The 14,071-nt window shown below is 63.4% G+C and carries 11 protein-coding genes; 8 read left to right on the plus strand and 3 right to left on the minus strand.

The features are described from left to right. The first annotated feature begins 207 nt into the window (after positions 1-207). From ABIE40_RS26295 to ABIE40_RS26320, 6 genes are all read left to right on the plus strand, one after another. Complete coding sequence (locus ABIE40_RS26295) at positions 208-1,266, plus strand: LacI family DNA-binding transcriptional regulator (protein ID WP_199625369.1); 1,059 nt, start codon at positions 208-210, stop codon at positions 1,264-1,266. Further along, entirely contained in the window at positions 1,263-2,567 is a 1,305-nt protein-coding gene (locus ABIE40_RS26300) for an ABC transporter substrate-binding protein (protein WP_199625370.1), read from the plus strand. Before ABIE40_RS26295 ends, ABIE40_RS26300 begins: the two co-directional genes overlap by 4 nt. Before the next feature lie 93 nt (positions 2,568-2,660). Further along, positions 2,661-3,506, plus strand: coding sequence for a carbohydrate ABC transporter permease (locus ABIE40_RS26305; RefSeq protein WP_076845981.1), 846 nt, complete (start codon positions 2,661-2,663; stop codon positions 3,504-3,506). Beyond that, on the plus strand, positions 3,503-4,336 hold the full coding sequence (locus tag ABIE40_RS26310; RefSeq protein ID WP_130283643.1) for a carbohydrate ABC transporter permease: 834 nt from the start codon (positions 3,503-3,505) through the stop codon (positions 4,334-4,336). Before ABIE40_RS26305 ends, ABIE40_RS26310 begins: the two co-directional genes overlap by 4 nt. Before the next feature lie 13 nt (positions 4,337-4,349). Beyond that, positions 4,350-6,440, plus strand: coding sequence for an ADP-ribosylglycohydrolase family protein (locus ABIE40_RS26315; RefSeq protein WP_199625371.1), 2,091 nt, complete (start codon positions 4,350-4,352; stop codon positions 6,438-6,440). Positions 6,441-6,450: 10 nt separating this feature from the next. After that, positions 6,451-7,509, plus strand: a complete 1,059-nt coding sequence (locus ABIE40_RS26320) for an ABC transporter ATP-binding protein (protein WP_199625372.1) — start codon at positions 6,451-6,453, stop codon at positions 7,507-7,509. A gap of 5 nt (positions 7,510-7,514) precedes the next feature. Here ABIE40_RS26320 and ABIE40_RS26325 read toward each other — a convergent pair whose 3' ends face one another. Beyond that, complete coding sequence (locus ABIE40_RS26325) at positions 7,515-8,447, minus strand: glycoside hydrolase family 25 protein (protein WP_199625373.1); 933 nt, start codon at positions 8,445-8,447, stop codon at positions 7,515-7,517. A 496-nt stretch (positions 8,448-8,943) separates the two neighbouring features. On the opposite strand from ABIE40_RS26325, the gene ABIE40_RS26330 reads away from it, so the two are divergent. Beyond that, a complete protein-coding gene (locus tag ABIE40_RS26330; RefSeq protein WP_112712207.1) occupies positions 8,944-9,264 on the plus strand; it encodes a hypothetical protein in 321 nt (106 codons plus the stop codon). A 4-nt stretch (positions 9,265-9,268) separates the two neighbouring features. Here the strand turns inward: ABIE40_RS26330 and ABIE40_RS26335 are convergent, their stop codons facing one another. After that, a complete protein-coding gene (locus ABIE40_RS26335) occupies positions 9,269-10,621 on the minus strand; it encodes a sigma-54-dependent transcriptional regulator (RefSeq protein WP_199625374.1) in 1,353 nt (450 codons plus the stop codon). Beyond that, positions 10,618-12,471, minus strand: coding sequence for a sensor histidine kinase (locus ABIE40_RS26340; protein WP_199625375.1), 1,854 nt, complete (start codon positions 12,469-12,471; stop codon positions 10,618-10,620). The genes ABIE40_RS26335 and ABIE40_RS26340 overlap by 4 nt, the downstream gene beginning before the upstream one ends. 221 nt (positions 12,472-12,692) lie before the next feature. Between ABIE40_RS26340 and ABIE40_RS26345 the strand changes: the two genes are divergently transcribed. Next, positions 12,693-14,018 carry a dicarboxylate/amino acid:cation symporter gene (locus ABIE40_RS26345; RefSeq protein ID WP_199625376.1) on the plus strand — a complete coding sequence of 442 codons (1,326 nt, stop codon included), beginning with the start codon at positions 12,693-12,695 and terminating at the stop codon, positions 14,016-14,018. The last annotated feature ends 53 nt before the right edge of the window (positions 14,019-14,071 follow it).

The following is a 14,071-nucleotide window of genomic DNA, read 5'->3' on the forward strand; positions in this document are numbered from 1 at the left end:
ATCATGAAGGCTTGGGAAAGCGAAATCCACCTCATTCGCGCTTTCGCCGGAGAGAATTGCGCTGCCCGATCAATCCTTTCCGGCAGGACGCGCAGCCGCGGATTTAGAGGCCCGAAACCGCCTCGCTGGGGATCATCCAAATATTGCTATTGACTAATTGATACGTAGCAATAATTTGTTGCTACGTATCAATTAGGGTTTTCTTGCGTGAGCGGGCGACGAATTACGCAGAAAGAAGTTGCAGAAAGAGCCGGCGTTGCGCAGGCCACGGTGTCGCTCGTCCTGAATGGCGGACGCGACAGGGTGACCCCCGAAACGGCCGAGCGCATCGAGGCGGCAATTTCCGAGCTCGGATACCAGCCGAACCGCTTCGCGCAGGCGCTGCGCACCAAGCGGACCTATGTCATTGCCTGCGTCGTTCCCGATCTCGCCAACCCCTTCTACCCTTCGCTGGTCGTTGCCGTGCAGAAGGTGGCGCGCGCCGCCGGCTACGAAGTCGTGACGATCGATACCGAGGGCGAGCTTGCCAACGAGCGCCAGGTCATTCTCGCCGCGCAGCAGGGCCGCTTCGACGGCGTCGTCGGCGTTTTCTTCAAGACCAGCGCGCGCGATCTGGCGCCGCTCGGCAAAAGCGGCGTTCCCGTCGTGCGCATCGAGGTCAGCCGCAAGACGGGCGGGCCGCTGCCGATCGACAATCTCTTCATCGACAATGTCGCCGCCGCCCGGGCGCTAACGCTTCACCTTCTGGAACTCGGCCACCGCTCGATTGCCATGATCGCAGCACCCGGCGGGCCGCAGCAGGTACGTCTGCAGGGCTATCTCGAGGCGATGGCGACGATGGGCGCGGAGCCGATCGTGCTCGAAGCGGCGCATTTCACCCTGGAGGCCGGGCGCGAAGTCGCCGATCGGCTGATCGAAAGCGGCCGCTCGGTCAGCGCCGTCATTGCCGCAAACGACCTGATGGCGATCGGCGTCATGCAGGGTCTCTCGGTAAACGGCCTCTCTGTGCCCGGGGATGTCTCGGTTGCAGGCTTCGACGACATCCTGGCAGCAGCGCTCGTGACCCCGCCGCTGACGACCGTTGCGCAATTTCAGGACCGGATCGGCGCCCGCGCCGCCGAAAAGCTCGTCGAGCGCCTGGGAGGCGATGCCTCCGCACCGGGCGAGGCGGAGGAAATGGCATACCAAATCATCATCCGCGCTTCGGTCGCCCCGTTTTCGGCGCGGCCGGACCAAACGCATCCAGTAAGGGAGGAAATATCATGATCAGGCTGAAGCTCTTAGCCGCCACCGCATTGATCGCCAGCGCCGCACAGATGGCCGCCGCACAGGAGAAAGTTTCCTGGTGGTACGAGCAGGCGACGCCCGACCAGCAGAAGCTGATCCAGCAGAACATCGTCGAGCCCTTCGCCAAGGCGAACCCGGATTACAGCCTCGTCATCGACTATCGCGGCAACGAGCTCGACAAGCAGCTGCGCGTCGCGATGCTCTCCGGCAACGGCCCCGACGTCGTTTATACCGCCGGTCCGAGCTATGTCGCGCCGATGGCCCAGTCCGGCCAGCTGATGCCGCTCGACGACTATGCCGCCAAGTACAAGTGGGAAGACCGCATCCTGCCGGTGTTCCTGAAGATGGGCGAGTATAACGGCAAGATCTACGCGCTGCCCAAGACCTACGAAACCGTCGGCCTGTTCTACAACAAGACGCTGTTTGCCCAGAAGAACTGGCAGCCGCCGAAGACGCTGGACGAGCTGGAAACCGTGGCCGACGCCATGCTGAAGGACGGCATCACGCCGTTCGCGGCCGGCAACGCCGACTGGCGCGGCGCAAACGAGTGGTTCGTGACGCTGGCGCTCAACTCCGTCGCTGGCCCCGAGAACCTCAACAAGGCGCTCCGCGGCGAGATGCCCTGGACGGCTGAACCCTTCGTCAAATCGATCGATCGCCTGAATTCCTGGTGGCAGAAGGGCTACTTCGGCAAAAACTACTTCTCGATCGCCAGCGGCGAGCAGGCCGCCGATGCCATGGCGTCGGGCAAGGCCGGCATGATGCCGACGGGCACCTGGCAGTTCCAGAACGTCGACACCTACGGCAAGAAGGCCGGCAGCGAAGCAGGCTTCGTCGGCTTCCCGAGCGCTTCGGGCGACCCCGTCTTCCCGCTCGGCATCGGCTCGACCTTCTCGATCGCCACCAAGGCCAAGAACCCGGATGGCGCGGCAGCAGCGATCAACTACGTCTTCTCGCCCGAAGTCTACGGCACGATGAACTCGGCCTGGCAAGGTGAGTGGAACATCCCGCTGAAGGACATCTCCAACGTCAAGATGGCAAGCGAAGTCACGCCGCTCTTCACCGAGACGATGAAGACCCTCTCTTCCGAGGTCAACGACGGCAAATACGGCTACACGACCTGGACCTTCCTGCCGCCGGCGACCGACAGCTATGTCATCAACGGCATCGAGGAAGTGTGGTTGAAGAAGACGACCACCGCCGACTTCCTCGCCAAGATGGACGCATCCTTCCAGAAGGAAATGAAGGCCGGAAAGGCGCCCGCCGTCCCGGCCCGCTGATCATAACGACCGTGAGGGTGCGGTTCGCGCGCCCTCACCCCCCCGCTCGCGCCATCTGGCGCCCGGCGGCCCGATTGCCTCGAAAGGTAGATAATGCACCGACTTTACGTCTTGCCGACATTGATCATCAATGTCGTCATCATCGCCATTCCGGCGCTGCTGACGGTGGCTCTCGCCTTCTTTGAGTGGGACGGGATCAGTACGCCAGTTTTCGTCGGGCTCGACAATTTCCGCGCCCTCTGGGACGACAGCGTCTTCTGGACGGCGCTGACCAACAACATCGTCTGGACGCTGATCTTCCTGACGGTGCCGATCGCCATGGGGCTGCTTGCGGCGACCATGATGCTTGTCGTGCGCCGCGGCTCGAACTTCTTCCAGGTCATCTATTTCCTGCCCGTCATCATCGCGACGGCGATCACCGGCCGCGTCTGGCAGGGCATGATCTATTCGCCGGTCACCGGCGTCACCGGCCTTCTGCAGCGCCTCGGCCTCGACATCGCCAACCCGCTGACCGAGACGTCGAGCGCGCTCTATGGAATCGCCGTCGTCGACCTCTGGCACTGGTGGGGCTTCCTCTGCGTCATCTTCTTTGCCGCGCTGCGCCAGGTCCCGGCCGAGCAGATCGAGGCATCACGCATCGAGGGCGCCACCTTCTTCCAGACGATCCGTTACGTGCTGCTGCCGGGCATCATGCCGACGATCACGCTGATGATGATCATGACCGTCATCTGGTCGTTCCTGGTCTTCGACTTCGTCTACATCCTGACGCAGGGCGGCCCTGCCTATTCCTCCGAGGTCCTCTCCACCTTCGCCTATCGCTCGGCCTTCTACGACCTCGCAGTCGGCAAGGCGGCAGCGATCTCCGTGGTCATCAGCCTCTTCGGCCTCGCCGCCACGATCTTCTATATCCGCGCTCAAGCGACGGAGTTCGAACAATGAACATTTCCGAAAGCCGCCTCACCTTCGCGATCGTCTACATCACGCTCTCGGTGCTGCTGATCATCACGCTGTTTCCGATTGCGCTGACGGTTCTCAACGCGCTGAAACCGTCCGCGGAGATCGTCCAGAACCCGTTGGCGATGCCTTCGGTGATCCGCTGGGACAACTTCACCCGCGCCTGGACGGACGCCAATTTCGGCACGACGCTGGTCAACTCCGCCGTCCTGACCGGGCTGACGATCATTCTCGTCTGCTCGACGGGCTCGCTGACGGCCTATGTCCTGGCGCGCCAGAAGATCAAGCGCTGGAAGGTCCTGACGTTCTATCTACTGGCCAGCACCACCGCGCCGATCCAGCTCTTCCTCTTTCCGCTCTATTTCGGCTTTGCCCGTTTCGGGCTGATCAACAACCCGATCGCCGTCGCCTTCATCTATACGGCCGTCTATTCGCCCTTCGCGATCATGCTGCTGCGCACCTATTTCCTCGCGGTTCCCAAGGAACTCGAGGAAGCGGCGCTGATCGACGGCGCAACCCATTGGCAGGTCTTCCGCCGCGTCTTCCTGCCGATCGTTTCGCCCGGCATCCTGACAGTGGCGCTGATCATCGGCCTCTATTCGTGGAACGAGTTCCTGATCGCAACGACCTTCCTGCAGGAGCAGGACAGGCTCACCGCTGTCGTCTCCTTCTTCCTGCTCTCAGGCCAATACTCGTCCGACTGGGGTGAGATCATGGCCGCCGCCCTCATCATCATTCTTCCCATCGTAATCCTCTTCGTCCTGCTGCAGCGCCACTTCATCGAAGGAATGGCCGGCGGCTCGGTGAAGGGCTGACAAGGAGTTTCGCATGCCAATCCCCGCAGATTACACCAACCGCGTCTATGCCGGCGTTCTCGGCAAGCTGATCGGCGTCTATCTCGGCCGCCCCTTCGAGAACTGGCGCTACAAGGACATCCTGGAGAAGCTCGGTCCGATCACCTATTACGTCCACGACCGGCTCGGCGATCCGCTCGTCGTCACCGACGACGACGTTGCCGGCACCTTCACTTTCCCGCGCGCCCTCGACGATTACGGCATTTCGCCGGATCTCTCGGCCGAAGACATCGGCAAGGCCTGGCTGAACTACATCATCGAAGAGCGCTCGATCCTCTGGTGGGGTGGCGCCGGCAATTCGACTGAACACACCGCCTGGCTCAACCTGCAGCGCGGTATCCCGGCACCGGCATCCGGCTCGATCGAGGTCAACGGCGCGACCGTCGCCGAGCAGATCGGCGCGCAGATCTTCATCGACGGCTGGGCTCTCGTTTCCCCCGGCAACCCGGCGCAGGCCGCCAAGCTGGCGCGCGCTGCCGGTTCCGTCAGCCATGACGGCGAAGCCGTCAACGCCGCAGTGCTCTGGGCAGCGATGGAGGCGGAAGCCTTCGTCAGCAAGGATGTGAACCACCTGCTCGACACCGGCCTTGCCCATATCCCGAAGGACAGCCTGATCGCCAAGCTGATCGGCGATATCCGCAACTGGACCTCCGGCAATGAGGACTGGGAAGCGACGCGCCAGAAGATCGAGGACAATTACGGCTACGACAAATATCCGGGCAACTGCCATGTCGTGCCGAACCACGCGCTGATGATCATGGCGCTGCTGCATGCGCCGCACGATTTCCAGCGCGGCCAGATGATCGTCAACACCTCGGGATGGGATACCGATTGCAACGCCGGCAACCTCGGCTGCCTGCACGGGATCATGCTCGGTCTCGACGGTCTCGATGCCGGGCCGGACTGGCGCGGCCCCGTTGCCGACCGCCTCTACATGTCGACCGCCGATGGCGGCCGCTCGATCTCCGATGCCGCCGATATCTCGCTGTGGCTTGCCAATCTCGGCCGCAAGCTCGCGGGCGAGATGGCAAAGCCGGCGCCGAAGAACGGCGCGAAATTTCACTTCGCGCTGCCGGGCTCCGTCCAGGGCTTCCGCCCACAGGCCGGCCAGACGGCGCTCGACGGCCTCAAGGTCACCGGCACCGGTTCGGCTCTGGCGATCGACTATCTGGCGCTGGCGCCGGGCCGCGAGGCTGCGGCGACCACGCCGGTCTTCACGCCACACGAAGTCACCAAGATGCGAACCTACGATCTGGTCGCCAGCCCGCGTATCCACGCCGGTCAGACGCTGCGCGCCACGCTTTCGGCAGAAGCCGGAAACAGCGGCACGGTCGAGGCCAAGCTCCGCATCCGCCACTATGACGGCAGCGACAACCTCGTCGATATCGACATGCCCGCCGGCAAGCTTCTCGGTCCCGGCGGTTCGGCGACGCTCGAATGGACGGTTCCATCGACCGGCCACCAGCCGATCGCCGAAATCGGCGTCGTGCTGAGTGCCCCGCAGGGCCGTGCCAACGGCCGCGTGCTCGTCGATACCGTCACCTGGGACGGTTGCCCGGATGTCACCTTCCGTCGTCCCGAAGACGGCGGCGATTTCTGGCGCCGTGCCTGGGTCAGCAACGTGCACTTCTTCTCGAAGAATTTCCCGCAGGATTTCCGCATCAGCCAGAACCGCGGCGAGGGCATGATCTTGCAGGGCACGCGCGACTGGACGGATTACGCGATCGAAGCCGACATGATGCTGCATCTCGGCGATCACGGCGGCCTGGTGATCCGCGCCGAAGGCCAACGCCGCTACTATGCGGCCCAGGTGACGCGTCAGGGGCAGCTGCAGATCGTCTGCCGCAAGGACGAAAAGCAGACCGTGCTCGCCTCCGCGCCGCTTCGCGTCGAGTTCGAGACGCGCTTCACGATGAAGTTCTCGGCCAAGGGCGGCAAACTTTCGGTGAAGGTCGGCGATACCGTGGTCGAGGCCAATAACCAGACCTTTGCCGGCGGTTCCGCCGGCCTGATCATCCACGAGGGCGCCCTGTCGGCCACGCGCATCCATATCGGCGCGGCATAAGGAGGACTTCATGGCAAGCGTCACGATCGACAAGGTCGCCAAGCGTTTCGGCAGCGCCGAGGTCATCCACGGCATCGACGCGGCGATCGGCGACGGCGAATTCGTCGTCCTCGTCGGGCCGTCGGGCTGCGGCAAGTCCACCCTTTTACGGATGATCGCCGGGCTGGAGGACATTTCGGGCGGCACGATCTCGATCGGCGGAAAGGTGGTCAACACCCTGCCGCCGAAGAGCCGCGACATCTCGATGGTCTTCCAGAACTATGCGCTCTACCCGCATATGACCGTCGAGGAAAACATGGCTTTCTCGCTGACGCTTGCCGGCGCCAGCAAGGCTGAGAAGCAGAAGAAGGTGCGTGAAGCCGCCGAGATTCTCGGTCTGGAAAGCCTGCTACAGCGCAAGCCGAAGGCGCTTTCCGGCGGCCAGCGCCAGCGCGTCGCCATGGGCCGCTCGATCGTCCGCAATCCGCAGGTCTTCCTGTTCGACGAGCCGCTCTCCAATCTTGACGCCAAGCTGCGCGTCCAGATGCGCGGCGAGATCAAGAGCCTGCACCGGCGCTTGGGAACGACGATGGTCTATGTGACGCATGACCAGGTCGAGGCGATGACCATGGCAGACCGTATCGTCGTCATGCAGGCCGGGCGCATCGAGCAGATCGGCACGCCGCTGGAGCTTTATGACCGGCCGGCCAATGCCTTCGTCGCGCAGTTCATCGGCTCGCCGTCGATGAACCTGTTCCCGGCAACAGTATCCGCCGGACAGCTGGTGCTGCAGGGCGGGCACGCTTCCGGTCTCACTGCGCCGGCCGCTGTGAAAGACGGCCAGAAGCTGCTCATCGGCAAGCGCCCGGAGGAAATCGCCCTCGGCCCGGAAGGGTCGCTCGAGGCCACCGTCGAGAATATCGAGCCGACCGGTTCCGAAACCTTCCTTGAGCTGAAGCTCGGCAGCCAGCTGGTCTCGGCGGTTCTGCGCGAGCGGCCTTGGTTCGAGGTCGGCAGCAGCCAGAAACTGTCGCTATCGAAGGGTGCGATCCATGTCTTCGATGCCGATAGCGGCCAGCGGATCGGCTGACGGCGTCAGCGGCGCCCGTCGCCGGGGATCGCCGAGGTGATCAGCAGATCAGCGTCATATTGTTTGATATAGACGCCCGGAAGCTCGATCTTGGCGAGGATCAGCGGCGGATCAGGATCCTGCGGCGGCAACAGGCCGCCCTGGGCCCAGATCGCCTTCAGCTGGTCGCGCGGGACCGGGGCGAGATTGACGTCGATATCGGTCAGCGTTCCCGGCACGCGATAGGGACAGCGTCGCTTCGAGCAGTTCGCCGCCGAGGAGAACTGCCAGAGGAAATATTGCTGCCAGTTTCCCATCGGGAAGACGCCATCGACGCCGGGCTTGTAACGCGCATACCAGATCGGCAGCCGTGACAGGATGCGGTAGGTCTGCCGGTAGGCGGCGATATAGCGGGCGGTCACATGATTGGTGTAGAGGATCGGATAGCGGCCCGTCCGGGCGCGGATATGCCCCGCGAAGATCTGCGCATCAGCCAGCGACATATATTGATCGCCGTCGAGCCCTTCGAGGTCGAGCACCATCAGATCGTCGGGGCCGGGCTCCGCATAGTCGAGGAAATGGTTTGCCTGGTCGATCGGATTGCCGGGCCGCGCCAGATGGTAGGCGCCCCATAGCAGCCCGCTCTGCTTGGCGATGAATTTGCGCGTCTGGTAGAGCTCGCGGCTTACCGCATATTTGCGCCACATCGTCTTGCAATGGGCGGTCGTGTCGCCGCGATGTTCGCCGCTGCAATCGAACACTTCAGGCAGGCCGTCCGATGCCTTGGAGATCACGCCGGCGATCCGCTTGTCGGTGAGCAGAGCCTGCCAGTCGATCGGGTTCATCTCATAGGCGTCGACGACAAGTGCCGCGCCGGGGTTGTTCCAGGGAGCCGGATCGCGGGCGCAGGCTCCGGAAGCGGCCAGCCAGAAGCAGGCCGCGGTCAGATATGCAAACATCGATATATGCGACAGCCGCATCGATCGCCCTCTGCCTCGCACCATGTTTATATTAGCTGATTCTTGCGCGAAGCTGCGCAAGGCGTGACGCATCGAGGCTGGCGGGTAGAACGCCTACCACTTTCGGCCAGATTGCCGATCGAGCCCCGCGCGAGCATATCCAACTGGCTATGGTGGGCAGGACAGATGACCGCCACCAAAGGCGGGGCCCGTTGAACCGGAATTCGGCGGGCCTCACTTCCTCAGCGCCCGAGCGCAACACGCGAATTGCGCACCGTCCATCCAGGCGATCGCCCCCACATCCCGACATGCCACGAAAATTGCGTCACGGCAGTGTCACGCGACAGGCCAAATGCTTTGTGGTTATGTCCCGGCGCCGAGGGGCTGTGGGGGCCGCTCTCAATCCGAAAATCCGATGACGGGCTCGCCTTCGTATCGCGTGGCGGGCTCAAGACTTTTTTGTCGTGGCAGGGCAGTGCAGCGTGAGGAGGCACATATGTCCAGTACCAACGCCTTCATTACGGAACTGATCCGGGCTGCAAACCAGATCGACAGATTGAGCCATACCGATGCCCGGGGACTGATCCTCAGGGCCGTCACGATGATCCGCGACATGCGCACGCGGGTCGGCATGCCGAACAACAGCAGCTATGATACCGTGTTCGATCTCCTGAAGATCGCGTCGTCGCCGGAGCGGCACCAGCTTTCGGAACTCGCCCGGGCGCTGCTGATGGCGGCAGACATGCTGCGTACCCTCTATCTCGTGGTGGATAGCAGCCCCGAGATCACCGTGGCCGGGATCACGCAATCCCGGTGATGCCTCAGCGCTTATCTGCATAGTCGCTGCGGACGATGCCGTGGCGCTGCAGCTTGTCGTAGAAGGTCTTGCGGGGAATGCCGAGCGCCGCAATCGTCTGCTGCACATTGCCGCCGAAGAAGGTCAGCGTCTCCCGGATGATGCCGGCCTCGTAGCGGTCCAGCCGCTCCGGGAGCGGTGTGCCCTCGCCGGTAACCGGTTCGATCTCCGTAACCGGCTCCGGCGGCTGCATGCCGAGCACCGCGCGTTCGGCGAAATGGGAGAGCTCGCGGACATTGCCCGGCCAGTCATGTTCCTTCAGATGCCGGGCAATGGCGGGTGTCAGCGATGGGATATCGCGCTCGAAGCGGCGGGCGGCGCGTTCGGCGAAATAGGTGAAGAGCAGCGGGATATCATCGCGCCGTTCGCGAAGCGGAGGAATCGCCAGCGTCACGACATTCAGCCGGTAATAGAGATCCTCGCGAAAGCTCTGGCGCTGCGAGGGATCGCCGAGATCGACCTTGGCGGCGGCGACGACGCGCAGGTCGACCGGGCGGACCTCATTGGTGCCAAGCGGCGTCACCTGCCGCATCTCCAGGACGCGCAGCATCTGCACCTGTGTCGAAAGCGGCATGCTCTCGATCTCGTCGAGAAACAGCGTGCCGCCGCTCGAATGCTCTATGCGCCCGACGCGCTTCTTCTGCGCGCCGGTAAAGGCGCCCGGCTCATGGCCGAAGAGCTCGCTTTCGATGATCTGCTCCGGCAGCGCGCCGCAGTTCAGCGCCACGAAATTGCCCTTGGCGCGGCGACTCCAGCCATGCAGCAGGCTCGCGACCACTTCCTTGCCGCTGCCGGTCTCGCCGGTGACGAGCACGTCGACATCGGTATCGGCGATCTGCCGCAGCATATGGCGCAGCCGTTCGATGACAGGCGTCTGGCCGATCAGCGGCATGCCCTGCTCAGCCTGCTGCGCCGCCTCCCGAAGGCTGCGATTTTCGATAACGAGCGCCCGCTTTTCGGCCGCCCGGCGCACGCATTGAACGAGACGCTCGGTCGCGAAGGGCTTGGCGATGAAATCATAGACGCCGTCCTGGATCGCCTTGACGGCCATCGGGATATCGCCGTGGCCGGTCATCAGGATGACCGGCAGTTCGTGATCCATCTGGCGGATGCGCTGAAACAGCTGCAAGCCGTCAAGGCCGGGCATCCTGATATCGGAGACGACCACGCCAGAGAAATTCCGGTCGAGCCTGCCGAGCGCCTCGGCGGCCGACGAAAAACGGCTGACCTCGAAGCCCGCGAGTTCCAGCGTCTGGCCGGTCGCGCGCAGCAGATCCTTGTCGTCGTCGATCAGGAAGACCGGAGTTGCGCTGCTCATGTCGAAGCCTTCTTGAGGTGGACGATGAAACGGGTGCCGGCCGGGCCGCTCTCGACCTCGATACTGCCGCCATAGTCCGAAACGATATCCTTGGAGATGACGAGGCCGAGGCCGAGGCCCTTTTCCTTGGAGGAGTTGAAGGGTTCGAACAGCGCCTCGAGAATATCGGAAGCAATGCCCGGTCCGTTATCGGCAACCGCTATGGCGATATCCTCGTTGGCGGCGGTCACGGCGACATCCACGCGTCCGCCATCCTGCGCCTCCACGGCTTCCAGCGCATTCTGGAAGAGGTTGATGAAAACCTGTTCCAGCCGCAGCCGGTTGCCCATCACTCTCAGCCCTTCGGTGACGGGGGCGACAGCGAGCATATCCAGCCTGCCGGTGAAGCGGCTGCGGAGTAGCATCAAGGCACCCTCGATCACCTCGCCGACAGCGACCGGCTCGGCCACCGCCCGGCCCCGCCGCGCAAGCGCCTTCAGATCCTCGGTGATGGTGCCGATCCGCTCGGTCAAACCGGCGATGAGCTCGAGATTTTCGATTACCGGCGCCACCTGCTGACGTTCCAGATAGACCTTCGAATTGTCAGCATAGGCACGGATCGTCGCGACGGGCTGGTTGATCTCGTGAGCAACGCCGGCGGCGACCTGGCCGAGAATGGCAAGCCGGTTGGCCTGGACGAGATCCTGCTGCACGGCCTGCAGGCGCGCATCGGTCTCGCGATGCCTGACGATTTCGGCCTGCAGATTATCGCGCGTCTCGCTGAGATCGCGGGTCCGCTCGGTCACACGCCGCTCCAGCTCCTCCCGCGCCGCCTCCTGGCGCACGATGGTCATCAATGCCGCCTCGCGGCGGCGCAGCCAGATGGCCGCAATGGCGATCGCCGTCAACAGCACCAGTGCCGCGACCAGCAGAGCCTCGCGGATGGCCGCGGCCACCGGAATTTCGACCGGCAACAGGTACTCGAAAGTCCAGCTCGTCGAGGGCACCGGCGTCATGATCTTGAGGTAGGTGGCGGCGCGGCCGCCGGGAAGAATGGCGCGGATCAGCCCGGCATCGGCGCCGAACGCCTTCTCCACTTGAAACGGCAGCGGCAGGAGCGGCGCATCGCCAAACTGCAGGCTTTCGCGGATCGCCGTGAGGCCATCGGGCGACAGCGCCTCCGTCGTCATGAAACGCCAGGAGGGAATGCTGGTGATCAGTACGACATTGTGATTGTCGACGACGAAGGCCGGGCGTTGCGTATCGCTCCAGTCGCTCTCCAGCTGGTCGAATTCCATCTTGACGACGACGACGCCGAGCGGCGCAGAGGCCGGCCCGATGCGGTGCGAAATATAGAGGCCGGGACGCTTGCTGACCGAGCCGAGTGCAAAATGCTCGGCCATGCCCTCGCGCATACCGCGGGTGAAATAGTTGCGGAACGTGTAGTCGTTGCCGACGAAACTGGTCGCCTCGTGCCAGTTGCTCGCCGACACCGCGATGCCGTCGGCGCCGACGACATAGATCACCGCGGCGTTGGTGCCGTTGACCAGATCCTCGAGCTTGCGGCTCAGCGCATCCTTCTTCTCCGGCCCCGGCGTCGTCAGCGCATCCTCGACATCGCGGTCGCGCGACAGCAGCAACGGCAGCGCTCGGGGCCGCTCCAGCACGGCCTGCAGCAGCGCCACTTTCAGGTTGGCATCGGTGCGCCCCTGCTGCTCCAGCGCGGCGAGCGCGGCCGAACGGCCGTAGATCGCGGCGGCAGTCAGCGCGGCTGCCGCGATCAAGGCCGAGATCAGCGCGAAGGCAATCCACGTCCGGCGAATGCCGAGCCGCAGGCGCGCTTCTTCAGTCCGTGGGAGTGCGAGAGACATCGCGAATACTGAGCATAAATCCGCACTTTCTTCAAATCAAATCGTGCGGAATTACGCACAATGTCTAGCTGCACGTTTCATAGCCAGACAGACAACGTAACAAAAACATGACGTTACCTGTCAGTGTCGAGTTTGGCACGCCGATTGCTGTTCCCTTAGCGATGAAACGCAATTCGCCCGGGAGAGCCAGGATTCCCTGGTTGGGCGACATGGAGGATAACATGGACATTGCACACCAGGACACGCAGCCGCGTGCACCACTGCCGTTCTACCGGCATCTCTACGTACAGGTCATCGCCGCCATCGTGGCCGGCATCCTGCTCGGTCACTTCTATCCGGATACCGGCACTGCACTGAAGCCGCTCGGCGATGCCTTTATCAAGCTCGTGAAGATGATCATCGCACCTGTCATCTTCCTGACCGTCGCCACCGGCATTGCCGGCATGTCGGATCTGAAGAAGGTCGGCCGCGTCGCCGGCAAGGCGATGATCTACTTCCTCGTGTTCTCGACGCTGGCGCTTGCCGTCGGCATGTTGATCGCCAACGTTCTGCAGCCGGGCGCCGGCATGCATATCTCGGCCGCCTCGCTCGACGCCAATGCCGTCTCCAGCTACGCCAGCAAGGCGCATGACGCGACGATCACCGGCTTCCTGATGAACATCATTCCGGATACCATCGTCGGTGCCTTCGCGCAGGGCGATATCCTGCAGGTGCTGTTCTTCTCGGTCCTCTTCGGTATCGCGCTCGGCATGGTCGGCGACCGTGGCAAGCCGGTGCTCGATTTCCTCAACGCCCTGACCGCCCCGATCTTCCGCCTCGTCGCCATCCTGATGAAGGCCGCTCCGATCGGCGCATTCGGTGCCATGGCCTTCACCATCGGCAAATACGGCATCGGCTCGATCGCCAATCTCGCCTTCCTGATCGGCACCTTCTATGTGACGTCGCTGCTCTTCGTCATCGTCGTGCTCGGCGCCGTTGCCAAGTATAACGGTTTCTCGATTTTCGCGCTGATCCGCTACATCAAGGAAGAGCTGCTGCTGGTTCTCGGCACCTCCTCGTCGGAAGCTGCCCTTCCCGGCCTGATGCAGAAGATGGAACGCGCCGGCTGCAAGCGCTCGGTCGTCGGTCTCGTCATCCCGACCGGCTACTCGTTCAATCTCGACGGTACCAACATCTACATGACGCTGGCGGCCCTCTTCATCGCCCAGGCAACGGATACGCCGCTGAGCTTCGGCGATCAGATCCTGCTGCTGCTCGTCGCGATGCTGAGCTCCAAGGGTGCCGCAGGCATCACCGGCGCCGGCTTCATCACGCTCGCCGCCACGCTCTCCGTCGTTCCCTCGGTGCCGGTTGCCGGCATGGCGCTGATCCTCGGCATCGACCGCTTCATGTCGGAATGCCGCGCGCTCACCAACTTCGTCGGCAATGCCGTTGCCACGATCGTTGTCGCCCGCTGGGAAAACGAACTGGACACGAAGATGCTCGCCAGCGCCCTTTCCGGCCAGATACCCGAAGAGCAAGTTCCTGCCCTGCAGGCGGCCAAATAGTTCCTCCCAAGGAAAGAGACCGCGGTCTCCGGAAGGCCCGCCGCTTGCGGCGG

This window comes from Rhizobium sp. OAE497 (genome assembly GCF_040546565.1).
In the GTDB taxonomy this organism is placed as follows: Bacteria; Pseudomonadota; Alphaproteobacteria; order Rhizobiales; family Rhizobiaceae; genus Rhizobium.

What these genes read in the sequence shown, in the direction of transcription:
- ABIE40_RS26320 (WP_199625372.1), top strand. Translation starts at nt 6,451, where the DNA reads ATGGCAAGCGTCACGATCGACAAGGTCGCCAAGCGTTTCGGCAGCGCC.
- ABIE40_RS26315 (WP_199625371.1), top strand. Translation starts at nt 4,350, where the DNA reads ATGCCAATCCCCGCAGATTACACCAACCGCGTCTATGCCGGCGTTCTC.
- ABIE40_RS26310 (WP_130283643.1), top strand. Translation starts at nt 3,503, where the DNA reads ATGAACATTTCCGAAAGCCGCCTCACCTTCGCGATCGTCTACATCACG.
- ABIE40_RS26335 (WP_199625374.1), bottom strand. Translation starts at nt 10,621, where the DNA reads ATGAGCAGCGCAACTCCGGTCTTCCTGATCGACGACGACAAGGATCTG.
- ABIE40_RS26300 (WP_199625370.1), top strand. Translation starts at nt 1,263, where the DNA reads ATGATCAGGCTGAAGCTCTTAGCCGCCACCGCATTGATCGCCAGCGCC.
- ABIE40_RS26305 (WP_076845981.1), top strand. Translation starts at nt 2,661, where the DNA reads ATGCACCGACTTTACGTCTTGCCGACATTGATCATCAATGTCGTCATC.
- ABIE40_RS26325 (WP_199625373.1), bottom strand. Translation starts at nt 8,447, where the DNA reads ATGTTTGCATATCTGACCGCGGCCTGCTTCTGGCTGGCCGCTTCCGGA.
- ABIE40_RS26340 (WP_199625375.1), bottom strand. Translation starts at nt 12,471, where the DNA reads ATGTCTCTCGCACTCCCACGGACTGAAGAAGCGCGCCTGCGGCTCGGC.
- ABIE40_RS26345 (WP_199625376.1), top strand. Translation starts at nt 12,693, where the DNA reads ATGGACATTGCACACCAGGACACGCAGCCGCGTGCACCACTGCCGTTC.
- ABIE40_RS26330 (WP_112712207.1), top strand. Translation starts at nt 8,944, where the DNA reads ATGTCCAGTACCAACGCCTTCATTACGGAACTGATCCGGGCTGCAAAC.